Below are 22,709 nucleotides of genomic sequence, written 5' to 3'. Positions count from 1 at the left end.
TGTGTTAGCTGACTTCACCACGGGCCATACCGCGCTCTTCAAGCACTGCCTGAGCAGCTGCAAGCTTAGCGACCGGGATACGGAACGGTGAGCAGGAAACGTAGTTCAAACCAGTGCGGTGGAAGAACTTCACAGACTCAGGATCACCACCGTGTTCACCACAGATACCGATCTTAAGCTTTTCGTTGGTGCTACGACCTTTGGCAACACCGGTCTCAACGAGCTGACCAACACCTGTCTGGTCGAGGCTTGCGAACGGGTTGGTGTCAACCACCTCAGCTTCCTGGTAGGCAGGAAGGAATGAGCTGGAGTCGTCACGGCTCAGACCAAGGCAGGTCTGGGTGAGGTCGTTGGTTCCGAAGCTGAAGAACTCAGCGGTTTCGGCCACTGCATCAGCGGTCAAACATGCGCGAGGAATCTCCATCATGGTGCCAACGGTGTAACGAAGCTGGTTCTTCTTGAGACCGTGCTTCTCACGCACCTCAGCTGCGGCGGCGTCGATGACTTCTTTCTGAAGTTCGAACTCCTTCGCGTAACTGACGAGAGGAACCATGATTTCAGGAGCCACCTTGGTGCCCTTCTTCTTCACTTCAACAGCAGCTTCAAGGATCGCGGTAGCCTGCATCTTGGTGATTTCAGGATAAACGATTCCAAGACGGCAACCACGGTGACCCAGCATTGGGTTCTCTTCGTGGAGTGCGTTGATACGGCTGTGGATGAAGGATGACTCAACGCCAAGCTTACCGGCCAGCTCATCAATCTGCTGATGAGTCATGGTGCCGATGAACTCGTGCAATGGTGGGTCCAGAAGACGGATCGTAGCAGGGCGGCCTTCAAGAGCTTTGAAGATACCGGTGAAGTCTTTCTTCTGGTATGGAAGAAGTTTCTTCAGCGCCTTTGCCTTACCTTCGTCAGAGTCCGCAAGGATCATCTCACGAACGGCATCGATACGGTCACCTTCGAAGAACATGTGCTCTGTGCGGGTAAGTCCGATTCCCTGTGCGCCGAACTTAACGGCGGTCTTCACCTGATCCGGAGTGTCGGAGTTGGTGCGGATATCGAGCTTACGAAGGCGGTCAGCCCACTTCATGAGCTGCACAAACTTGGTGTAAGTCGCGCTCTTCTTAGCAGCTGCCTTGTTCTCGATCAAACCTTGAATCACCTGGGATGGTGAAGATTCGATTTCACCGGCGTAGACGTTACCGACAAAGCCGTTCAGGGAAAGGAAATCACCCTCCTTGAGAACAACACCGTTTCCGGTCAGCGTCTTGGCATCGTAGTCGATGTCCATGGTGTGAGCACCGCAAACACAAACTTTACCCATCTGGCGGGCAACAAGAGCAGCGTGTGAGGAAGCTCCACCACGTGTGGTGAGGATACCTTCCGCAGCAATCATTCCACGCAAGTCCTCAGGAGAGGTCTCCTGACGGGTAAGGATCACCTTCTGACCTTTTTCAGCAGCTTCAACAGCAGCTTCAGCAGTGAAGTAGATTTGTCCGGATGCAGCACCAGGGCCAGCAGGAAGACCGGCGCCCACGTTGGTGGCCTTCTTCTCAGCAGCAGCGTCAAAGATAGGAGCAAGCAAGTGGCTCAAGTCTTCTGCAGGAATGCGCAGAATCGCAGTTTCCTGGGTGATGAGTTTTTCCTTCACCATGTCGAGGGCGATGTTAACCGCGGCAAATCCGGTGCGCTTACCATTACGGGTTTGCAGCATCCAGAGTTTTCCTTCTTCGATGGTGAACTCGATGTCCTGAACGTCCTTGAAGTGAGCCTCAAGCACCTTGCGGATTTCGAGAAGCTCCTTGTGGGACTCAGGAAGATCTTTGGACATATTGGCAATAGGCTTGGGAGTACGAACTCCAGCAACCACGTCCTCGCCCTGGGCGTCGATGAGATACTCACCGTAGAAGACGTTTTCACCTGTGGCAGGGTCACGGGTAAAGGCAACACCAGTTCCAGACTCAGGACCTGTGTTACCAAAGACCATGGCCTGAACGTTCACAGCGGTGCCCCACTCAGCCGGGATACCATACTTCTGACGGTAAACCTTGGCGCGGTCGTTGTTCCATGAGTTGAACACAGCATTCACGGATCCCATGAGCTGCTCGCGAGGATCTTCAGGGAAGTCCTTGCCACTACGGTCCTTGATCAACTGCTTGAACTCGGCAACCACCCAACGGAGGTCGGCTTCGCTCAGTTCGGAATCGATTTCGACCTGTGCGTTGGACTTGGCTTTGTCCAGGATCACTTCGTATGGGTCGTGGTGCTCACCTTCTTCGGCTTCCACACCCATCACAACAGAACCATACATCTGGAGGAAACGGCGGTAGCTGTCCCATGCAAATTTAGGGTTGCCGGTTTTCTCAGAGAGGGCTTCCACAACCTGGTCGTTGATACCAAGGTTAAGAATGGTGTCCATCATGCCGGGCATCGACTCACGAGCACCGGAACGAACAGAAAGGAGAAGTGGGTTTTCAAGATCACCAAACTTCTTGCCCATGACTTTTTCAATCTTGGCAATGTTGGCATCGATCTCGGCATCAAGAGTCGCAGGGTATTTCTTCGCGTTATCGTAGTAATACGTGCAAACCTCTGTGGTGATAGTCAAACCGGCAGGAACAGGAAGTCCGATGCGGTTCATCTCGGCCAGGTTGGCGCCCTTACCTCCGAGAAGGTTTTTCTGGGATCCATCCCCGTCAGCTTTTCCGCCACCGAAGAAGTAAACATTTTTCACTTTTTTGGTCCGGCGAGCGGCGGTCTTACGTGTCGCTTTCTTGGCTGGCTTGCGAGTTGCTTTCTTAGCAGCTTTAGGAGCGGCTTTCTTTTTCGTGGCCTTCTTGGCTGCTTTAGGAGCGGCTTTCTTTTTGGCGACTTTCTTAGTAGCTTTCTTCGTAGCTTTTTTAGCTACTTTCTTTGTAACCTTCTTGGCAGCCTTCTTGGCTACTTTTTTAGCTGCGGGCTTACGAGCAGCCTTCTTGGCGGCTGGTTTACGTTTGGCATTCTTAGCGGTCTTGCTGACAGCTTTCTTAGCTGTCTTTTTAGCCGCCTTCTTAGCGTTCTTGCGTGGTGCTTTAGGCATATTACTATTGGTTAAGTGGTTGGGGGTTTTTCCTCGTTAGAAAAAGAAAACGATGCAACGACCGCTACTTTTCATAAATGAGGAGGCGCAACGTAGCAGGCAAAGCCGAGAGGTCAAGCCGCCGTTGTGTTCTTTTTTACTCAGCGTCAAGCACCCACGCCTATCCCCACAGTCATTTCCTCCCAACAATTCCCTCTCGGATTTTTTTGCAAATCCCCCCGCTCCCTAGCTCCAGTCCATCATCGCAATAATCGGAACCACCGTAAGCATCACCACAACCGCAAGCAGCACCCCCATCTTCACATAATCAATAAACCGATACCCCCCGGGTCCCATCACCATAACGTTAGCCGGGTGGGAAATCGGACTGGTAAAACTGGCAGAAGCCGCCATCGCCACAGCCATCATAATCAGATGAGGTGATATCCCCAAACGCACCGCGGCACCAATCGCAATCGGAGCCATAATCAACACCAAGGCCGTGGTCGGAACAATGGTCGTCGCCAAGGACGTCAAAACATACAACCCAATCACCATCCCCCACGCACCAAAAGGTTCTGCCACCGAAGCCACCCCTCCGGCAATCCACTGGGCCGCACCTGACTCCTGCATCGCCGTCCCCATCGGAATCATACAGGCAATCAAAAACACCGACTGCCATTCGATCGCCCGGTATCCATCATCCATCGATAAACATCGTCCAATCACCATCACCACCACACCGGCAATCGCAGCCACCGCAATCGGCAACACCCCGAACAACACCATCACAATCACGCCAAGCATAACAAGCGTTGCTAGCCATGCTTTCCCTCCACCTTTGCTCTGAGGCTGCCCCACATCCTGACGCGACAACACCAAAAAATCAGCATCCGTTGCCAGGTCCTCAATCCTCCGCCCGGGGCCAGTCAATAGAATGGCATCTCCCAACTCAAGCGACTCATTGGACAATCCATAACCAAGCACCTGCCCTCGACGCCAAATTGCCTGAATCTGCAATCCATAACGCCGCCGGAAATTCATCTCCGCAATCTTCTTTCCTGCCAGACTACTCTGCGGAGACAAGGTGACCTCTGCCAAACCAACGTCCAGGTCGTGCAAATCGCCAAGCTCATTCCCCTGACTCAATTCCAAGCTCTGCAAGCCATGTAAGATATCCTCCGTCTGCCGACTCCCCTGCACCAATAACTTATCTCCAGGTTGAAACACATCATCCCCGACCGGGAAATAGTTTTCTCCGCTCTTTCGCGCGATCCCAACGATCCTCAGATGCAACACCTCACCCACCCTGGTTTCCGATATCCGTCGACCGGCAAATTGTGACCACTCTGAAATCTCTAGCTGAAACAGAGACTGGGACTCCTCATAAAAAACATCCATCGCATCCCCTTCAATCCGTGTGACCTGAGAAAAACATCCAGATTTTACATACTCGGAAACATTCTCTTCCCGCGTCTCCACACGAAGGCAGTCGCCAGACTGCAACACCAGCAATGGAATACCCGAACGGATTTCACGCCCCCCTCTTAAAACCGAAACGATAAAACCTGGAAACCGCGAAGAAAAACCAAGTTCCTCCACCGAATGGCCGAGCAGTTCAGACCCGTCCGCCAAGCTCAACTCTAAAAAAGCAATATGCTGTAATGCTAACAGCTCCGATATCTCAGCCCCCCGTGCCATTTCAAAAGCCCGCCAACCAAGAAAATACTGAAACTGCTCAACGCTCCCTTGAAGAAACAATAAATCCCCAGCACGCAGCACAAAACCTCCGTCGATATCAGTCAAGGTTTCATCCCCTCGCCTGACAGCATAGACGTTCAACCCAAGCACCGAGCCAAGACCCAAAGACTCAAGCGTTTGCCCAGGCACCGAGGTACCCTCACCAACCTTCAACTGGAAGCGATGCTTATCGATTTCATAGTCAAATTTCAACATCGCCCCCGCTGTCTGCATGCTTTCCTGAAAGTGCTCAGGCACCTCCTTCGGCAACAAGTGCCTTCCCACCAAGGCAACAAACAGAGAACCTATCAACAAAGCGGGCACACCTATCGGAGCAAACTCAAATAGCTGAAACGGTTCGTATCCTGCCTGCTCAAGAGCTCCCGAAGCCACCAGGTTCGGGGGCGTTCCTACCAAGGTTGTCAATCCTCCAAGCAGCGAGGCATAAGCCATCGGCATCAGCAACCTGGAAGGTGAGACCCCGGTTCGGCGCGCAATATCCATCACCACCGGCAACATCAAAGCTGCGACTCCGACGTTATTCATGAATGCGGACATCACCCCTGCAGCCATCATCACTGTAAAGATGATCCTGACCTCCCCCTTCCCCGCGACCCGTAGCACCTGCTTTCCTATCACATCAGCCACCCCGGTAGAGCTTAATCCGGCACTCAGAATAAACATCGCCCACACCGTAACCACAGCAGGATTACTGAACCCCGCCAAAGCCTGTTGGGGCGAAACCATTCCACCAACAGCCAGAACCACCAACACAAGGAAGGCAACCAAATCCATCCGCACCACTTCAGTGACAAAAAGCACCAAAGCCACCGCCAACAGAACCAAGACATATGCAATCTCGTACGTCATTGTAATCAATGGGTCATCATAAGCGAATCTCACCACCACTGAGCAAGCTTAAAAACATCTTATCTAGCAAATCAAGACGATTGTCCGCTTGACCAGGACTCTGAATCCTTGCTAGTTTAAGTTCCTCGATTAACAACCGATACGATAACCATGAAACATTCCACCTACGCCACAACCATCCTATCCGGATCCCTACTGCTCTCAAGCCTTACGCTAAGCCAAGCGCAAAACGCAGCGCAAAACGCAGCTGAAACCGGTGAAAAAACGCCGGACAAAAAACTCGAACTCCTCAGTGCGGAAGAGTTGGCCAGCCGGAAAGCTTCCATCCCCCTGATCGAAGAGCGCATCAAAGATCGCGAGGAACAGATCCACGTAATCGTAGCCGACATCGAACGACTCAACGAACGTATTGAAAAACGTATCGGTAAAATCGTCTCCACTCTGGCTAAAATGAAAGACTCCCAAAATTCAAAAACCAGAGTCGCCCAAATGAAACAAGATGTCATGAAAGGCCTGTACCGGACCATCGAGGATTACAACCGACGCCGGGCCGAACTCAAAGAACAACTCCGTTCGGGGAAAAACTCTGTCGGCGATACAGCAGCCAACAAAGGAATCCAGAAATTCGATAAAAAAATCGAGACTCGAGTCGATCAAATGGTCGAACTTTCAAAATCATTCACCGAACACGTCGACTACAAAAAATACGAAAACGATAGCTCCGACCGATACGGCTATGGCGGTGGTTGGGGTTGGGACTCTTCACGGGTCAGTGAAGAATGGAAACAGAACCGACGTGAAACCACATTCACCGATAAACAACGAAAGAAAATGGTCGAGGCTCTGAAAAACAGCATCGAAGACTTGGAACGCCGCAACAACACACTGCGCAACAAATCCAAGGAAAAGGGTATTTCTGAAGAAACCCGTAAGTTCTACACTGAAGACATCGCCCGTAACGACAAAACCATCGAAGCCCGCAGCAAACAACTCGCCGGCCTGATGCAGCCTGGTAGCGGCTCCACCGCCACTCATTCAGTCAATCGAAACCAGGCCCATGACACCGAATTGATGATCCGTGAAATTGCCAACGACATCCGTCGCGACAACAACTCGATGACCAGCAGTTACAACGAACTCAAAAAACGGGCCGCATCTCTGAACCAAACCAAACTCAATCTAGAAGCGCGCAAAAAATGGCTGGCTGAATACGCAAGCCAACACGGGGACAAAACCAAGTAATACCATTTGAGTGGTTCGTTTGTCGGAATGGCGGTGTTCCTTTGGCCTGGAGTTCAAGGCGTGACAAAGGAATGTAGCGAGCTACATGACTGAGGAAAAACGCCGAAATCAAGCCAAAGAAATACCGCTTTTCATTCCCATCAGCTACGCTGACTCGCTTCCAGATCTAGCTCTTCACTATTTGTCCATTCCGATAAAATAACCAGGAGAATGGTATAACTCCCCAAGTCTTCATTCTCACATCCAACGCCCTGCGGTAACCCGTAGGGCGTTTTTGTCATACCTAGGAAAACTTCCATGCTCCACCACGGCCATTCAGCTTTGACAAGCAAGAGCTGTCGGCTCTAAATGACTTTGTCATGTTCAGCAAACGATTAATCCTTGCCTGCACCATTCTCGCCATCCTGCCAAGCCAGGCAGAAATGCGCCGCTTCCAAAACGCGGATGAAACCAAAAGTTTTTATGCCGAGCTTACCGGCTACGATGAAAAAACCAAACGCGTCACGGTGCGGAACAAAGCCGGACGCAAGCAGTCGTTCTCCATCGAGATCCTCAGCGAAGACGACAGAACCTACGTCAAAGAAAACGCCAAACGCCTCGCAGTCGGAGAAAGCATCAGCATCTCGTTGCGGAAATTCCAAGACAAGTCGGAAAAACAACTCGAACCCAGGATCGAAAACAGAGTCGCTCCAAGCGGCTACACCATCAGCCTGAACAATCGATCCAAATCCAGTTTTACCAATCTCACGCTGAACTACACACTCTACTATACGGTCCAAGACTACCTCAGCCCCGAACGCACCCCGAAGCAAGTGAGCGGCACCCTCACCTGCGAAGAAATCACCTCACGGGAAACCGTCACCCTGAAAACCGAAACCATCGGTATCGTCTCCGGCAAACTGGAACCCGTGATCAAATATAAAACCAAAAAAAATCGCGACGGGCAAAGTTATACCGAACCCTATGTCGACAAACCCGGAGGGCGACGCAAAGATCAAATGGTCGGTTGCAAAATCGAGCTCATCATCGACGGAGAAGTGGTCAAAACTGAAACCGAGGGAACCATCCAAATGGAAAAAATCTCGGAGGGCCTCTGATGATAAATATTGGCCGTTGCAGCCATTGGCCGACTACAACATCATCGCCGGCAGCACTGATTGGCCTGAATCAGGCCGTCTATGAGCTGCCGTCCACGGGCAAGCTTCTCTCTGAGACCATTTGAGTGGTTGTACCAATGAGGCAATGAGTAATTGGTAGATTTTTCGAGTAGATTTTGTTCTTTATCAAAGAACGTTGAAGGAATGGTGCGTGCTCCATGACTGAGGAAAAACGCCGAAATCAAGCCAAAGAAATACCGCTTACCATTCCCATCAGCTACGCTGACTAGCTTCCATCTCAAGCTCTTCACTATTTGTCCATTCCGATAAAATCACCGGGAGAATGGTATTCCTTCTAAAAGAATCCTGTAAATCCTCTTCAATCAAGTGAATCCTGTCAGCGCCGCAGGCTGTCAATCCCTAACGTATTCGCCCTGCCGGTATCTGATACCAAGTAGTAAAACAGACGGGACGATAGCCGGAATGAGTTCTTTGGTAAGGCGCGACGAAGGAATGGTGCGGGCACCATGACTAAGGAGAAACAAAGCCAAAGGAGTCATTCATCCGGAACTCTCATGGATCACGCAGTGCTATTCCACAGTGCTCCAAATACCTCAACAACGATCAATCGTCTCGTCTGTTTTGCGGAGTGGTATGAGGTCTCCAAGCTTGTCGGCAGCTTGAAAAGCTGCCCTCCTTTTCCCTACTTTGGGCTCCCTCCTGATTGCAAAACATCTCCGGCTTGCAATGCGCCTCCCAATAAAAATTCAGCTGCAGACATTCGCCGCGAACCATCGGCTTGTAGCTCCTGAATTTCCAAGGCACCCTCTCCACAAGCAACCACCAAGCGACCCTCACACTCCAACACCTCTCCCGGAGCTCCCGCCCCCTCGACCAGCCTGACCTGAGGGTACACTTTCAAGCGACGAAGCCGGCCTCGGTGACGACCTTTGGTTTCGATGTAAGCGGTCGAAGTTCCCGGCCAAGGGTCATACGCGCGAACCCGCCGTTCAATCTTCGCAGCGGATTGGTTCCAATCGATTTCGCCATCCTGCCGCATGAGCTTGGGGATATATGAAACCTGACTCTCATCCTGGGGTTCCCTCCCCGCCGAAGCATCGGCGATTTGCTTAAGTGCTTCTGCGAGCGCCATAGGCGACAAGTCAGCAAGTCGGTCATGAAGCACTCCTCCGGTTTCGTCAGCTCCAATCTCAATTTCCCGACGCAGGATCACATCCCCGGCATCCAGAGCTTTAACCACATGCATAACGGTTACGCCGGTTGTGGCATCCCCGGCATCGATGGCAGCCTGGATACAAGCGGCTCCGCGGTACTTGGGTAAAAGAGAAGCGTGCACATTGATAATCGCCACCCGTGGAAGATCCAGCAGTGCTTGTTTGAGAATCTGCCCATAGGCCATCACGACGATCACATCAGGTTTCAAAGCCTTAAGTTCATCCAAAAACGCTTGATCCCCGGCTTTCTCTGGCTGCAAAACGCAAATCCCATGTTCAAGCGCCACGGTTTTAATCCGAGGCGCAGTCATCACCTGCTTTCGACCTACAGGTTTATCCGGCTGAGTCACCAGCGCTAGTGGTGGCCTTGGCAGCAAGGATAAAAACGAGGGGATGGCAATATCCCCGGTCCCCATAAAAACAATACGCAAATCGGACATGAAGCGGCATTCTAAAAGGCAAGACGAAGCATGCAAGCCCGGGCTACACACCAAAGTAAAAAAAGAAGCATCCCGCCGCCGCTCCCATGGAGAGGATTCTTCAAAAAAAAATTCGCATCATTTGCAATTTTCCAACGTTCATAGACTATACAACGAAACAAACACACCGCCTGCATGTCCAAAACCAAGAGTCAACGCCCGCTATTCCTCGCCATGAGCCTTGTTGCCCTGCTGGGGGCGGGTGTCGCTTACCAGCAACTCCGAAACGATGAAAACCAGGCCAAGATCAAGAGCGACCAGACAAAACCACCACTCAAACCCCAAGCATCCCCGCTGGCAGCCTCCAAACCCTTGAGTCGGGGCTATCCCCGCAGCCACGAAGCGAGTGCAACGCAAGACATTCCGCCTGGAGCCATTGGGAACGAGCGAATCCTCCGCTTCAAAGACGATGCCTCCTACCAGGCATTCCTTAACAAGGCGAAGCAACAAGGTCTGACCATTCTTGGGCACTCCGACATCCTGAAAGCCATACGCATTCGGACCAGTGATCTTGATCATTTAGGGGACATCGAAGGAGCGGAAAGCGGCTACAACTACGTCGTCAACATCCCCCCGCCACCATCGGCAAGTGCTCAACCAGGAGCTTCCGGTTTTGGCGCCAATGCTCTGGCTTGGCTCGGCGTTTCCGCTGACAACAGCAGCTGGGGCCAAGGGGTGACCGTCGCCGTCCTCGACTCGGGAGTAAACCAACACATCGCCCTTCAGGGCAATGTCACTCACATCGAACTCTCTGCCTTGGCAGAAGGCAGCAGCCAGCTTGGCCACGGAACAGCAGTGGCTTCGATCATTTCAGGTGACCACCCTCTCACCCCGGGTGTTGCGCCAGCATCAGATATCCTTTCCATTCGTATTTCCGACGAATCCGGGACCTCCAATTCGTTCACCCTGGCAGAAGGAATCATTCAAGCCGTCGACGGCGGGGCGAGCGTGATCAACATTTCCATGGGATCCTATGGCGACAGCTCCATGGTGGCGGATGCGGTGCAGTATGCGCAGGACCATGGTGCTGTGATTGTGGCATCAGCAGGCAATGAAGGACTCGACACCCTGGCCTTTCCAGCAGCCTATCCCGGAGTCATCGCCGTAGGGGCGGTAGAACAAGGAGGAGCCCATCTCGATTTTTCCAATAGCCATGATCAGCTGAACATCACGGCTCCGGGTTACGAAGTGAACGCCGCCTGGGGAACCGAACAATTAACCCGCTTTTCGGGAACCTCTGCCAGTGCGCCCTTCATCAGTGGAGCCATTGCGGCCACCCTGTCAGAAAACCCGGAAATGAGCGCCCAGGATGCGGCAAACTTGGTTACGCAGCTCAGCAACGATGCCGGATACCCCGGCCCTGACGCTCAATACGGAGAGGGAACACTCGACCTTGGCCGGGTCATGAACCACGACACCCCGGGAATCTATGATGCCGCAATCAGCAGCCAGCTACTGATCCCAGCCAACAGCCCTGCCAATCTTCCTGAAATTTGGGTCACCATTCAAAACCGTGGAACCGAAACCCTCATCAACAGCCCGGTAAGCATCACCACCTCATCAGGAACCAAAAACCTCAACATCAGCAGCCTGCCACCCGGTGACATCCAAACCTTCAAAATCCCAGTCCTCATCCCCTACGATGGCGCGTCAACATCCGTCAGTTCCAGTGTAGGAACCCAGGAAGCAGATTCCAACCCTGCCAACAACAGCCAGTCAGCAAGCTTCAGTTTGGAATAAGCTGAATCCGCGGAAGCGCATTCAGGAGCTTGAAGTTTTCAGTTCCAGACCTATGCAGACAACACACTGAAACCACGGGGCCAGTCGATTCATCGAATGCCCTCCACCGTAAAAAAACACGGGACTTCTCCCGGCACTGAACCGGTAGGACCACTTTGGTCAAACGACCGGAAAAATCATACCCCGCTCTACGGACGTGGAGTGTTGATGGTCTTGGTGTAGTGATAGGAGTGCTTGCGAATCAAATCATCCCGAGTCATGGCCGAACGTTTCGCCAAGGTGAGGCCATGATCGGTCAGCACCGTAATACTGACCTCAGCGCCCACAATCTGACCATTCAAAATATCCGTGTTCTGCCCTGCTCCTTTGGTAGCGACCAGCTCATTCCCCTTCAATCGAACGGAAGTGTAGCCACCCGTACTCTCCCGCATGGTCACCCGCTCGATCTTTGTCGAGGTTTCACCCACAGGTGTGTATTCCACAAGGAAAGTAACCGTGAATTCATAGATGTTCTCCACCAAAAAATTGGATGCCTGTAAATCCGAACTTTTAAAGCGCGTTGAGTACTCTGCCTGCAAGTCATCGACAGCCAGAATATCAAAAGCTTCATCTGGATCCACCAGATTGCGGTATAAGGAAAATACAGCATACTCCTCATCGTCGGTATCCCCTATCTGGTCGCGATAGACCAAACGATAACTCACAGCAGAGACATCCCCACCTTTGTCGACGCCATCTTTCCCAATTTCTCCATTATAACGGTCTGTGGCCCCGGTGAAGAAAATCAGATGACTCGTATTGGTAATCTCTTTTTGGGCTGGCCCCATCTGAGCGTTGGTCTCCTTGCCAGCATACAACCACTCGTAAGTATTGCCGTCCCGCCGGGAAACCATACTTTCCAAATCCTTGGCCACGGCCTCAATCGCCTCCTTGGCCTGACGGGATGCACGTACCTCGTTTCGCTTATCCTTATAGGTATCCATGGAAATGCCGGTCATATAAACAAGCACACCGAGCAATATCACAGTGATAGACATCGCCACAAGAAGCTCAATCAAGGTGAAACCAGGCTGAAGTCGTTTGGTTCTCATAATCGTTTGTTAGGTACTAATGCGGGTAAAAGGGTGGCCTTATCGGCGGACCGCCATATTGCGAACAAATGCAGGTTTTCCCGTGGCATCGGGGTGACCATCATTATTATCATCGTCCAAGTCAAAGGTGCCGTTTACGTAGCTGTAAACGCTGCTTTTCAAGACATAAAACTGAGCCTGAAACGCAATGGTGGCCTCAGGGTAATCGGTGTGATCCGTGACGGTATCGCGAGGTTCCGTAGGATCAATAATCTGCCCAAGACCTCCGGGAACGCCGTCCTGTCCGGCCAGCTTAAGCTCTCCATTGTCGAAAACCAGCTGGGTCATGCGAACAAAAAATACGCGACCTTCCACAATGCCGGGCTGCAATTCTTCACTCACCTTGTCATCCCCCAGACGGCGCACGACTGACTGCAAAACGTAATCGCTACCGGGAAGTTGTTTACTCTTATCCGCCTGTGGTTCAAGCGATCCATCATCGCGCACCTTATCCGGGTCACCACGATATTGGTAAAGCAGAATATAGCTGTCGCGGTCATTGGTTCCTGACTCTTCGATCCACTCAAAGGCCTTTTCAAAGGCTGTGGTATACTCGGCGCCATCCGAATTTTCTTCCTCAAAACGTAGAATCGAAAGCTCATATTCCAGCGTGGTAGCCAAACGATTTGCCTCTTTGGCAGAGATCGATTTCTGAATTCCTTTAACAGCAGGGCCAAATGCCGCCATGAACGCCGTTATCATAATCGTAATGATACCCATGGCTATCACCGTCTCAACCAAGGTGAAACCTTGATGGTTGCTGCGACGGGACATCGTTAAAACTGGTTTATTCATAGTGTGTCAATCAGTGGTAGTTTGGACTAAATCGGAAAATGAAGAGTGCCGGAATAGGGCATAAAATTACAAGCTGGAATCGATTTGCTCGGGATGACGAAACAAGGACGTACGCCCGCTGCGCCAAACCACAAAACCACCCACGTTTTTACCCACCAATCTGGGTTCTTCAGCACCAGGTGGTAACGAAGCCGAACCTATGACAAAGCGAGGCACGTTGGTTCCATTTTCATCAGGCTCGGGGTCACTCATCATGCCCTCGGCATTAAACTGGTAGACATAGCACTTGGAGTCACTCTTACCGGGCAGGCGGAGCGTTGTGGTACTCAAGTTCATCCCCCCTTGTTCGCTCAAGTCCTTCATGAAATAGACTCCCTTGGGAAGGCTCACCCCTCTGGATGCAATCTCCCAGGTTCCATTTGGCTCTCCAGAATCATCGAGCTGCTCAAAAGCAATCACCAGATAACGCAAATAGCGGTCCCGATGCAGCTCATCATCCTTGTCATTCTGGGCATGCACCAGCACCATGGAATTGGTCCCTTTACCAATCGCGATGGCTCTGGCCTCGGCAAAAACCGCTTCGGCGACAGGAAGTCCGGCGCTCACGCCTGAACCTCTCGACAAGTTCTTCAAGCCCAAGGCTCCGACAGTCAAGAGCACTGCGATGATCGAAATCACCACCAGCATCTCAATCAAGGTAAATGCCGGCACCACACCTGACGGCCGCAAACAAGAACGAACACGAGAAAACGGAGATCGGGACAGGTTACGATTCATGGTTGAAATGCAAGTTACGGAAAATTCCACACGATGGAAGCTCCTTTTCTCAACCTTAACCTTTTTTTTACCCCAAGCAAGTCTCAATGTCATTACATTGAAGTGACATACCCGAGATTCATTTTTAAATGTAAATCAATCACGGAGTGAAATGTGCTGAACTCCGGCACCAGCAAGGCAATTGATCACATCGATGTAGCGCTGCTGCTGCACTTCATCATGCACCTGGAGCATCACACTTGGAAAATCATTGCCGCCCAGCGAACACAAGAGGCTCAATCGATTTTTCAACTGGGGCAAGCTACGGTTATGGACATCCGAATCAAACAACTCGGCAGCATCGCCGGGATTGACGACCACCTCTCCCCCTTGCCGGAGCTCAATGATCATAGGTGTCTGAGGATATTTTGCATCACCTATCACTGGTGGCAAAGCCATCTTCAGATCCTGTTCCCGCGGCTGAATGGTGGTGGTCACTAAAAAGTAGATGAGCAGTAAAAAGCAGACGTCAATGAGCGAAGAAATATCCAAGCAAGGTTCGTCGGAGGTCAAGGATTCGTCGAGTTGGCTAAGGGATGTCTTTTTCATGGTTCCAACTTGGTAACGCATCAGACCACGAATCCCTTAGAGACAAGATCAACCGAGCCCACCGTCTCCCAGGACGAATACCCAAGAGGCTAACAGCCTGTGACACTGACAGGGGTCACATGATTGAGGAGGATTTACAGGATTTTTTAAGAAGGAAGCGATAGGTTTTGGGCACCCCTTGATCTTTGAAAAAGATAAATCCTGACCGTTCTGTCAGCGCCGCAGGCATCACCGAGATCATCTCCCCAATGCAGGAACCCTTAATCCACATCAACGGTCTGCCCGCGATGCTTCTGCCCGCCGGACTGCTTTCGTTTGCCCAGGAACCCGGACAAATCATATCCGAAGTAGCGCAAGCAAGCGACAAACACCGCCATGGCCGTCGCCTCATCAATATTTCCTATAATCGGAAGCACATCAGGAATCAAATCCACCCCTGCTGTTGGATTCAGCAAGTACAAGGCTGAAAGCAGAGCCATCAAGGCCACAAAAAAACTCTTCATAGCATGAGTGATACACCCGATCGGCCAAGTTTCAATCCCCGCTTTCCCGGCGCCAGGCAGTCACCCGGCAAGCGAGCCATGAAAACAGCAGGATTCCCAGTAGATTGGCAAGCAAATCATACCAATCAAAATTCCGATGAACCAAGTAGCGCTGCGATAACTCCTCAAGGGTGACGACAAGCAGCAATCCCACCGTCACCAAAAGATGCTTACCGCGCAAACACTCGACACTTGCCACCCATAAGTTCAAACAAAAGCCCAGTCCGCCAAATAGAAGGACATGGCCAAGCTTGTCTCCCCATGGAATCCGTTGGATCAGTGGCCACTGAATCAAACCACCCGCCAAATCGGCCAAGGCCACCAGTCCGAGCATCCCAACGCCATAAACAAAAAAGAGCCAGCGACTGAACGAACCGGGTTGCATCTTCATGAAGCGGGTTCGCCAGCGCTGGCCATTTTGTTGAATGGTTTACTCGGATTTTTTCGCTGCCTTTTTAGCCGCTTTTTTCGCTGCTTTTTTCGCGGTTTTTCTTGATGCCGCGTTTTCATCCTCTTCTTCGAAGTTGCCTCCGGATCCAAGAATAAAGGCGAGATCCTCCATTTCCAGGCTTGTGGCAAAACCTTCATCACCGAGAACGTTCGTCACCAGCTGGGTTTTCTGATGCTGAAGCACGCGGATTTTTTCTTCCACCGTTTCACGGGTCAGCAAACGATAAGCAATCACCTTGTTTTTCTGACCAATCCGGTGTGTCCGGTCAATTGCCTGATTTTCCACAGCTGGGTTCCACCATGGATCATACAAAATCACGTAAGATGCCGAAGTCAGGTTCAGACCGGAGCCTCCAGCTTTCAGCGAAAGCATAAACACCGAGGGCTGCTTGGTTGTTTGGAAACTCTCAATTTCACCCTTCCGGTCCTTGGTTTGCCCCGTCAGGTAGTGGAAGGGGCGACTCTCCACCTCAAGGCGGGCCTTGATGATATCGAGCATCGACACAAACTGGGAGAAGACCAGCACCTTGTGCCCCTCCTCGCGCAACTGATCGAGCAAGTAGAACAGCGCATTCATCTTGGCACTCTCCTCCTTGAGGAACTTAGGATCAATCAATCCCGGGTGACAGCAAATCTGACGCAAACGCATCAAGCCTTGCAGAATGGCAAAGGAGTTCTTCTTCACCGCCTCGTCGGACTCGAATCCAAGCAACGCTTTCTGAATCCGCTTGAGCTCTGCCTTGTAAAGCTCGGACTGCACGCCTTCCATTTCGCAGAACACCTCTTCCTCGGTCCGAGGCGGAAGATCCTTGGCCACCTGGAGCTTGGTCCGGCGCAAAAGGAATGGGCGCAAGCGAGAGGCCAATCGGCTTTGAGCACTCGGGTCCTTGCGTTTATCAAAACGTTTTTTGAAGTATGCCCGACTACCGAGAACCCCCGGCATGGCAAAGGACATCAGCGACCACATATCCATCAAACGGTTCTCAATCGGAGTACCGGTCAGAACCAGACGGTTCATCGAGTTGAGATCGCGGGCGGCCTTGGCAGCTTTGGAGTCCGGGTTCTTGATTTGCTGGCCTTCGTCCAGAATCGTCGCCAACCACTTCACCTTGCTGAGTTCCTCACCGCAGAGACGAAGTTGGGCATAGTTCAGAACGAGCAAATCAACGTCCTTACCCAAGGCATCCAAATCAAGATCGTCACGTGTCCGCAAGATCCTGACTCTCGTTCCCGGGGCAAATTTCTCAACTTCCGACTGCCAAACATCGATCACCGACTTCGGAGACACCACCAAAGATGGCGGGATCGTTGCCCCCTTGCCTTTATCTGCAGCATAGTTTTCACGCAGCCAGAGCATGAAGGTAATCGCCTGAATCGTTTTACCCAGTCCCATGTCATCAGCCAGCAATCCACCAAAGCGGTTGGTTGCCAGATAAGCCAGGAACCGGAAACCTTCCACCTGGTATGGACGCAGGGTGGCGTTGAGGTTCTTCGGAACTTCGGCGTCGACTTCGATTTGAATTTCGCGGGAGCGGTCCTTGATTCGCTTCCAAGCCTTCGGATCGAAGACTTCGGCAGCTTTCGGATCCGATAGCTGCAGTGCGTGCATCCTGTGGGTTTCTCCGGTCAGATCGAACGGATCCAGTCCCAATCGGGTCACGGCATCACGCTGGTCAGCATCCAACTTGATTTCAAGTCGCATCCAGCCCCCGTCATCCATCCGCACGTAGCCACCACGGGCAGCCACCAGGGAACGAATCTGGGCGTTGGACAACGTAACCCCTTCAACGTCAATCACGATCCGCAGGTCAAACCAGTCAATTTCCTGGTTCACCACCTCAAATCGGATCGCGGCCGTTACCGGGTCAGCCATCAGGGTCTGCAATTTGCCGTCCATTTCGACGACGACGGACTCAGGCAATGCTTTGGCCCATTCGGCAAATTTCTCAGGGAAGAGCTTCGTTACCCGGGCCTTAAACGCATCCAGTTTCTCATCGTAGCTCAGCCCCATTTGGGAGAGCAAATTCGGCACGGGGTAAAGTTTTTCACGTGCAAAACGAAGCAGCTGACGGCCTTTGACCGGCTGCTGGGATACCAGTTCCCACTCATCCTTGATACGTTTTTCCTCCCGGCGCTCCTTTTTCTCCAGGGCGCGGACATCGATCACAAGGTGCTCGGTCTCGGCAGCCGTCAGACCTTGTTCGATCTTCATCTTGAAGCGTGGATAGAGGTCCAAATCGGTAACCCTCGCACGCAGGGACTCTGGCAATGAGGCTCCGATTTTACGTAAAAACTCAACCCCCTCCAAGCTGTCGATCACATCCTTGGGGATATGATAGCGCGGTTGGATATCGGTTTCGCTCAACCAGCGAGGAGGACCAGGGAAGACCGTCTCGTCAGATTGATAAAGGACTTCACGCCCTGGCAGCAAGCGGACAGAGTGAGAAACATACTCACCTTTCGCCGTTACCAACTGCAAGGCGAAGCTATCAGGAGCATAGACGTCATCCTCACAAATCCAGCACAAGGCATCATCCACCACCTTGAAATCACGCTCATCCAAGTTCACAACGTACCCTTTGAGAGCAGGTTGCCGGAAAATCCGGTTCATGAACTGGCATGCTTCTTCCTGATCCAAGTCAAAGCGAGCATCGCCCTCCTTGCTGTAATAGGTCAGGAACTGTTCCCAGATCAACTGGCTTTGCGAGTTCATCCGCAATGCCGAGTCGTCAAACAACACAACGAAGCGGTCGATGTCGGCCTTTTCACGTAGTGGCAGCCACTCACCTTTCGGCTCGCGGAATTCCACCCGGGCCTCGTTAATCGTCGACAGCAAACGGAATTCGACATGCTGCGGCTGATCAATCGGAGGGCGCTCGTTGACACTTTCAATCCGGTCATACCACTCGGAAACTTCGCGCTCCCGCTCCCACTCCTGCATTTTCTTCTGAACCGACTCAAGATCGGTCACCGCATTCAAAAACTCAGGATATGGCAAACGCTTCTTATAGAAGGCATACGCAATATAGTTCCAAAATTCCAAAATATCCCCCGGAGGCATCGGCCACAACTCAAGCGGGTCATAGCTGACAATCTCCCAACGAGGGTTCAATCGCACCAAATCATGGTCGTGGATTTCTCCTTCGATCACATAACGCCGGTAACGTTTTTCCACCTTGTTGACAAAATCCGCTTCTTTATCATCCAACTCGCGCCCGAGTTTTTCTTCGATCACGTCAATGATCGGGGTGTCGTCAAACTCGTTCGGGTTCTCCGGGAGATCCTCTCCGCGGTACATCCGCTCCATCATCGTGGCATACATACATGCCCCGGCGACGATTTCATCCTCAGCGGTACAACTACCGAACCATCGGTTCCCCTGCAAGCGCAGGCTGGTTCGATGCGTTCCTGAGGCATCCTCGACTCGACCTTGGATAAACAAGTGGTTTCCGAATATCTGGGTCACGGCGCCTTCCTCCTGAAGGGACTCGCCTCTATTGCGAGCCTCCTCGGGGAAGCCGTTAAGAAAATTCAATGTTGCTCTATCTGGATTCATTCCTTGGAATGGGTTAATGGTTGGATGGGAAGGATAGGATAAAATGAAGTCCAACATCGGGATCGCCGCTTGATAGCTTTTTCATCAAAAGCCACAACCCGCATCACTATGCCAGCCACCTTATCCACTCACATGGCCGGCCCCGTCATTCGCCAACAGCTAAGACAGAAACCCTTACATGCAAAAAGCCGGACACACCAACGGCCCCGAATCTCTTCGGAGCCTGGCAAGCCGGAACTTGGGGGGAGTATTCTTTACCCCAATTTGCTTTCCATGCAATAAAAAGCTGTAAAAGAGCCACAAAAAAGCAAGGAATACACGCACTCGGCAAACAGAGTCCCCAAAGAGCCTAACCTCGGACCCCGTCAATCAACCACTGCAGATACCCCGGCGAACCATCCGCGACAGGTAAAGCAAGCACTTCCGGTTCATCATAACTATGCATCGCCACCAACTCACGACTCAATGCCGCAAAGCCGGCCCGCGTGGTCTTCATCACCGCCATGATTTCGCGCTCCCGACACAACTTGCCCTGCCACCGGTAAATCGACTCAACCCCAGGTAAAAGATTAACACATGCCGCGTATTGCCTTTCAACCAGATGTGTGCCAATATGTCGCGCCTCGTCCTCGTTAGGAAACCCACACAGTACAATCATCGCTTCCGTCATAAGGCACCTAACTTAGCAAATAACCCCGTCAACCCAAGCAATCTTTCCCACCCAAGCTTCACGACCGCCCTCGGCAGCTAACATTGAACCATGAAACCAGGCTTCCTCGACAAACTCATCGCCCGCATCGACCAGGTGGAACCCGGCGAAGTCCAAAACCTGGTCATGCGACTCGTCCGGGAAAAAGGCTTCCTCGAAAGCGTCTTTGAAGCCCTCAAGGAGGGAGTCCTCATCCTCGACCCCGACAGCCAGATCACCTTCGTCAACCTCGCGGCCTCGCGCATTTTCGGCATCGACCCCAATCGCTGCATTGGCAACCCACTCTCCCAAACCGTCCGCGGACTGGACTGGAAACAACTCGCCGACCCCGACCGCATCGTCAGCCGGGACATGGAAATCTTCTACCCCGAAAAACGGCTACTCAACTTCTACCTCTCCCCGATCCGCGGCGAATTCGAAAATGACGACCACCTGCTCGGATACGCCTTGATCGTCCGCGACATCACCCGGACGCGGGCTCAGGAAGAAGAACTCGTCGAAAGCGAGAAACTCAACGCCCTGACACTGCTGGCAGCCGGCGTCGCCCATGAAATCGGCAACCCGCTGAACTCTCTCGACATCCATCTGCAGCTACTCGACCGCAAAATCAAAAAACTGCCCGCCGACCAACAAGCATCTCTATCCGATCACCTGCATACAGCCCAAGGAGAGATCCGAAGACTCGACACCATCCTCAAACAATTCCTTCAGGCCATCCGCCCAAGCCAAGCAGGTAAAAACGATTACAAGCTTCTCCCACTTCACGATCTGCTCAGGGACACGCTCAGCGTGTTAGAACCGGAATTGGAAGAGCGCAATGTGCAAATCTCCCTCCATCTTGCCGAAAACCCACCACGTCTCAACCTCGATGGAGACCAAATCAAACAAGCACTCTACAATCTTCTGAAAAATGCCTTCCAAGCGCTACCAGCCAGTGGAGGGCTAATCGAAATCACCACCGCAGTCAGTGACTACGACGTCACACTCACCATCCGCGACCACGGATCAGGCATCCCTCCCGAAGTGATGGGCTCCCTTTTCGAACCCTTCCACAGCACAAAAAAAACCGGCAGTGGCCTCGGGCTGCTCATCGTCCGGAGGATCCTTCGCGAACACGGCGGCGAATTTGAAATCGAAAGCCTGGAAGGGGAAGGAACCACGGTAACCCTCTTCTTCCCACGCCAAAACAAAAACATCAGACTTCTGGAAGACCACCATTCCTCGATCATCGAAATCACCCCGACACCATGACCGACGCCACCTTACTCATTGTTGACGATGAAAAATCCACGCGCGACGGCTTGCGCATGGCCTTGGAGGATAGCTTTGATTGCTATGTCGCCGCTGACATCCAGGAAGCGATGACCCTGCTTAAATCCGACCCCATTGACCTACTGCTTACCGACCTCCGCCTCGCAGGTGACAATGGCATGGACCTACTCGACCAGGCACTCACCCTGCCCCGCCCTCCTGTAGCGATCATGATGACCGCCTACGGCTCGGTCGACACCGCGGTCGAAGCCATGCGTCGCGGAGCTTGGAATTTCGTCACCAAACCCCTCAACCTCGACGAAGTGGAGCTCTTACTCAAAAGAGCACTCCGGTCACGCAGCCTGGAAAAAAGCAACACCCGGCTCGAGCAAGAAAACCAACAACTCCGGAAAAAAAACCGCGACAGCAAACGCGGGCTGGAAAACCTGATTGGCCAGTCACCTGCCATGCAACAGGTCTGCGACCTCGTCACACAAGTGGCGCCCACCCGGGCGACCGTATTGATCGAAGGAGAAAGTGGCACCGGCAAGGAGCTCGTCGCCCACGCCATCCACCAACTCAGTGGCCGCCCGGCGGACAAAATGCTGGTCGTCAACTGCGCAGCCCTCTCCCCCCAACTCTTGGAAAGCGAGCTCTTCGGCCACGAAAAAGGAGCCTTCACCGGGGCAAGCCAACGCCGCATCGGTCGCTTCGAACAAGCCAATGGCGGAAGCCTGTTTCTGGATGAAATCGGAGAAATCGACGCCTCGACCCAGGTCAAACTCCTACGAGCCTTGAGCGAACGAACCATTGAACGGGTCGGATCCAACCAAAGCATCCCGGTGGATGTCCGGATCATCACCGCTACCAACAAAGACCTCCGCAAACTCGCCAGCAAAGGAGAATTCCGCGAGGACCTCTTTTTCCGACTCAATGTCGTGCGGGTGCTCATGCCAACACTGAGGGAAAGGCAAGACGATATCATCCTGCTCGCCCAAGCATTTCTCCGCGAATTCTCTCTTGAAAACAACAAAGAGCTCAAGCCGCTCTCCGACGATGCCCTGAGGATGCTGCGGTCCTACCCTTGGCCAGGGAACGTCCGCGAACTACGAACAGCCATCGAACACGGCGTCGTCATGAGCAATGATCCTGTGATCGAGCCCCGTCATCTGCCATATTTTCTGAGCTCCGAACTGGAAGCTGACAGCCGCGAAACCAGCCCAACGGTCACGCAAATATCTGAAAAGAACGAAATGCAGCTTGATTCCGACGAAGAATTCAATTTGCATGCGCTCGAAATACGCACCATTCGCCGAGCACTGGCACACACCGGAGACAACCGGACGGATGCCGCCCGCCTGCTGGGAATCAGTCGCCGCACCCTGCAACGCAAACTCAAAGAACTTACCTGATCCCGCAGAATCCCAGCTTTCCCGCCCCTTTTTCATCT

16 protein-coding genes are annotated in these 22,709 nt (G+C 52.4%); 5 read left to right on the top strand and 11 right to left on the bottom strand.

Features of this window, described 5'->3' with window-relative positions:
• Positions 1 to 4: 4 nt before the first annotated feature.
• A complete protein-coding gene (ppdK, locus tag HW115_RS15400) occupies positions 5 to 3,079 on the bottom strand; it encodes a pyruvate, phosphate dikinase (protein WP_178933839.1) in 3,075 nt (1,024 codons plus the stop codon).
• A 225-nt stretch (positions 3,080 to 3,304) separates the two neighbouring features.
• On the bottom strand, positions 3,305 to 5,668 hold the full coding sequence (locus HW115_RS15395) for an SLC13 family permease (protein ID WP_178933838.1): 2,364 nt from the start codon (positions 5,666 to 5,668) through the stop codon (positions 3,305 to 3,307).
• Positions 5,669 to 5,818: 150 nt separating this feature from the next.
• On the opposite strand from HW115_RS15395, the gene HW115_RS15390 reads away from it, so the two are divergent.
• Together HW115_RS15390 and HW115_RS15385 are read left to right on the top strand one after the other, a co-directional pair.
• On the top strand, positions 5,819 to 6,910 hold the full coding sequence (locus tag HW115_RS15390) for a coiled-coil domain-containing protein (RefSeq protein WP_178933837.1): 1,092 nt from the start codon (positions 5,819 to 5,821) through the stop codon (positions 6,908 to 6,910).
• A gap of 359 nt (positions 6,911 to 7,269) precedes the next feature.
• On the top strand, positions 7,270 to 8,007 hold the full coding sequence (locus HW115_RS15385) for a hypothetical protein (RefSeq protein WP_178933836.1): 738 nt from the start codon (positions 7,270 to 7,272) through the stop codon (positions 8,005 to 8,007).
• A 703-nt stretch (positions 8,008 to 8,710) separates the two neighbouring features.
• Here HW115_RS15385 and fmt read toward each other — a convergent pair.
• Positions 8,711 to 9,682, bottom strand: coding sequence for a methionyl-tRNA formyltransferase (fmt, locus tag HW115_RS15380; RefSeq protein WP_227021569.1), 972 nt, complete (start codon positions 9,680 to 9,682; stop codon positions 8,711 to 8,713).
• Between the two features lie 174 nt (positions 9,683 to 9,856).
• Between fmt and HW115_RS15375 the strand changes: the two genes are divergently transcribed.
• Entirely contained in the window at positions 9,857 to 11,461 is a 1,605-nt protein-coding gene (locus HW115_RS15375) for a S8 family peptidase (RefSeq protein WP_178933835.1), read from the top strand.
• A gap of 188 nt (positions 11,462 to 11,649) precedes the next feature.
• On the opposite strand, the gene HW115_RS15370 is transcribed toward HW115_RS15375, so the two are convergent.
• The 8 genes from HW115_RS15370 to cutA all read right to left on the bottom strand — a co-directional run bounded on the left by HW115_RS15370 (position 11,650) and on the right by cutA (position 19,957).
• Complete coding sequence (locus tag HW115_RS15370) at positions 11,650 to 12,552, bottom strand: PulJ/GspJ family protein (RefSeq protein WP_178933834.1); 903 nt, start codon at positions 12,550 to 12,552, stop codon at positions 11,650 to 11,652.
• 39 nt (positions 12,553 to 12,591) lie between these two features.
• The gene (locus HW115_RS15365) at positions 12,592 to 13,386 is read right to left on the bottom strand and encodes a type IV pilus modification PilV family protein (protein WP_178933833.1); all 795 of its coding nucleotides are present in this window, start codon (positions 13,384 to 13,386) and stop codon (positions 12,592 to 12,594) included.
• A gap of 66 nt (positions 13,387 to 13,452) precedes the next feature.
• Positions 13,453 to 14,163 (bottom strand): type II secretion system protein, encoded by a 711-nt coding sequence (locus HW115_RS15360; protein ID WP_178933832.1) that lies wholly within the window; start codon positions 14,161 to 14,163, stop codon positions 13,453 to 13,455.
• Positions 14,164 to 14,298: 135 nt separating this feature from the next.
• Positions 14,299 to 14,751 (bottom strand): ExbD/TolR family protein, encoded by a 453-nt coding sequence (locus HW115_RS15355; RefSeq protein WP_178933831.1) that lies wholly within the window; start codon positions 14,749 to 14,751, stop codon positions 14,299 to 14,301.
• Between the two features lie 260 nt (positions 14,752 to 15,011).
• Positions 15,012 to 15,254, bottom strand: coding sequence for a DUF1232 domain-containing protein (locus HW115_RS15350; protein WP_178933830.1), 243 nt, complete (start codon positions 15,252 to 15,254; stop codon positions 15,012 to 15,014).
• Positions 15,255 to 15,285: 31 nt separating this feature from the next.
• Complete coding sequence (locus HW115_RS15345; RefSeq protein ID WP_178933829.1) at positions 15,286 to 15,684, bottom strand: VanZ family protein; 399 nt, start codon at positions 15,682 to 15,684, stop codon at positions 15,286 to 15,288.
• A 39-nt stretch (positions 15,685 to 15,723) separates the two neighbouring features.
• Positions 15,724 to 19,299, bottom strand: a complete 3,576-nt coding sequence (locus tag HW115_RS15340) for a DEAD/DEAH box helicase (RefSeq protein WP_178933828.1) — start codon at positions 19,297 to 19,299, stop codon at positions 15,724 to 15,726.
• Between the two features lie 349 nt (positions 19,300 to 19,648).
• Positions 19,649 to 19,957: a divalent-cation tolerance protein CutA gene (gene cutA, locus HW115_RS15335; RefSeq protein WP_227021568.1), complete on the bottom strand. Its 309-nt coding sequence runs from the start codon at positions 19,955 to 19,957 to the stop codon at positions 19,649 to 19,651.
• A gap of 102 nt (positions 19,958 to 20,059) precedes the next feature.
• Here cutA and HW115_RS15330 point away from each other — a divergent pair, with 102 nt between their 5' ends.
• Together HW115_RS15330 and HW115_RS15325 are read left to right on the top strand one after the other, a co-directional pair.
• Positions 20,060 to 21,259: a sensor histidine kinase gene (locus HW115_RS15330; protein WP_178933826.1), complete on the top strand. Its 1,200-nt coding sequence runs from the start codon at positions 20,060 to 20,062 to the stop codon at positions 21,257 to 21,259.
• Positions 21,256 to 22,671: a sigma-54-dependent transcriptional regulator gene (locus HW115_RS15325; protein WP_178933825.1), complete on the top strand. Its 1,416-nt coding sequence runs from the start codon at positions 21,256 to 21,258 to the stop codon at positions 22,669 to 22,671. The genes HW115_RS15330 and HW115_RS15325 overlap by 4 nt, the downstream gene beginning before the upstream one ends.
• The last annotated feature ends 38 nt before the right edge of the window (positions 22,672 to 22,709 follow it).

The organism is Oceaniferula marina, assembly GCF_013391475.1.
GTDB classification, from domain to species: Bacteria; Verrucomicrobiota; Verrucomicrobiia; order Verrucomicrobiales; family Akkermansiaceae; genus Oceaniferula; species Oceaniferula marina.
Note: the sequence above shows the minus strand (reverse complement) of the source record. Positions and strands in the feature narration are given on the sequence as shown.

Excerpts from the sequence above, each read along its gene's own strand:
- HW115_RS15395 (WP_178933838.1), bottom strand. The coding sequence starts at position 5,668 with ATGACGTACGAGATTGCATATGTCTTGGTTCTGTTGGCGGTGGCTTTG.
- HW115_RS15365 (WP_178933833.1), bottom strand. The coding sequence starts at position 13,386 with ATGAATAAACCAGTTTTAACGATGTCCCGTCGCAGCAACCATCAAGGT.
- HW115_RS15350 (WP_178933830.1), bottom strand. The coding sequence starts at position 15,254 with ATGAAGAGTTTTTTTGTGGCCTTGATGGCTCTGCTTTCAGCCTTGTAC.
- HW115_RS15340 (WP_178933828.1), bottom strand. The coding sequence starts at position 19,299 with ATGAATCCAGATAGAGCAACATTGAATTTTCTTAACGGCTTCCCCGAG.
- fmt (WP_227021569.1), bottom strand. The coding sequence starts at position 9,682 with ATGTCCGATTTGCGTATTGTTTTTATGGGGACCGGGGATATTGCCATC.
- HW115_RS15370 (WP_178933834.1), bottom strand. The coding sequence starts at position 12,552 with ATGAGAACCAAACGACTTCAGCCTGGTTTCACCTTGATTGAGCTTCTT.
- HW115_RS15390 (WP_178933837.1), top strand. The coding sequence starts at position 5,819 with ATGAAACATTCCACCTACGCCACAACCATCCTATCCGGATCCCTACTG.
- HW115_RS15330 (WP_178933826.1), top strand. The coding sequence starts at position 20,060 with ATGAAACCAGGCTTCCTCGACAAACTCATCGCCCGCATCGACCAGGTG.
- HW115_RS15385 (WP_178933836.1), top strand. The coding sequence starts at position 7,270 with ATGTTCAGCAAACGATTAATCCTTGCCTGCACCATTCTCGCCATCCTG.
- ppdK (WP_178933839.1), bottom strand. The coding sequence starts at position 3,079 with ATGCCTAAAGCACCACGCAAGAACGCTAAGAAGGCGGCTAAAAAGACA.
- HW115_RS15375 (WP_178933835.1), top strand. The coding sequence starts at position 9,857 with ATGTCCAAAACCAAGAGTCAACGCCCGCTATTCCTCGCCATGAGCCTT.
- HW115_RS15360 (WP_178933832.1), bottom strand. The coding sequence starts at position 14,163 with ATGAATCGTAACCTGTCCCGATCTCCGTTTTCTCGTGTTCGTTCTTGT.
- HW115_RS15345 (WP_178933829.1), bottom strand. The coding sequence starts at position 15,684 with ATGAAGATGCAACCCGGTTCGTTCAGTCGCTGGCTCTTTTTTGTTTAT.
- cutA (WP_227021568.1), bottom strand. The coding sequence starts at position 19,957 with ATGATTGTACTGTGTGGGTTTCCTAACGAGGACGAGGCGCGACATATT.
- HW115_RS15325 (WP_178933825.1), top strand. The coding sequence starts at position 21,256 with ATGACCGACGCCACCTTACTCATTGTTGACGATGAAAAATCCACGCGC.
- HW115_RS15355 (WP_178933831.1), bottom strand. The coding sequence starts at position 14,751 with ATGAAAAAGACATCCCTTAGCCAACTCGACGAATCCTTGACCTCCGAC.